The sequence below is a fragment of the Mesotoga sp. HF07.pep.5.2.highcov genome (assembly GCF_003666285.1).
GTDB classification, from domain to species: Bacteria; Thermotogota; Thermotogae; order Petrotogales; family Kosmotogaceae; genus Mesotoga; species Mesotoga prima.
This window is the reverse complement of sequence record NZ_JFHJ01000155.1, coordinates 1-635: the sequence shown is the minus strand read 5'-3', so window position 1 is coordinate 635 and position 635 is coordinate 1. Positions and strand designations below refer to the sequence as shown.

Genomic DNA, 635 nt, shown 5'->3' with positions numbered 1-635 from the left:
TTGTATGAGACACCTTCGTTTCGGAAGTTCTTCCCGATTTCAAAGATTCTCTCAAATCCTCCGACCAGATACCTTTTGAGGAAGAGCTCTTCCGCTATCCTCAAGTACATATCCGACTCGAAGACGTTGATATGAGTCTTGAATGGCCTCGCTGACGCACCCCCGGTCAAATAATGGAGCATTGGAGTGTCCACTTCAACAAAATCCTTGGACTGAAGAAATTCTCTGACCAGCCGGAACAGCTCGGAACGAATCTTGAATCTCTTCAGCGCGTCGTCACTTGAAAGCATCTCTACGTATCTTTGCCTGTAGATTATCTCCTTGTCCTTGACGCCGTGCCACTTCTCCGGCATCATCCTGATAGACTTGGAGAGTATTTCGAACTCCTTAACAAAAACGGATATCTCTCCCGTGTGGGTCTTGAAGGGAAATCCCTTTACGCCGACAAAATCACCAATATTAACGTATTTCTTGAAAACCTCGAAGCTCTCCGCTCCCACTCCGTCAAGCCTGATGTATGCCTGGATTCTGTCAGAGTTATCCCTCAAGACAAAGAAGCTCGATTTTCCGTGATTTCTCACGGCAACAACTCTGCCGGCCGTACTAAGAACTGTATCTTCCTTCGTTTCCGAATT

General features: G+C 46.6%; 1 protein-coding gene. It reads right to left on the bottom strand.

What is annotated here, in order from left to right; all coding sequences use genetic code 11:
- The coding region (locus tag BG32_RS02990; protein WP_259459469.1) for an amino acid--tRNA ligase-related protein at positions 1-635 on the bottom strand (635 nt) is incomplete at both ends.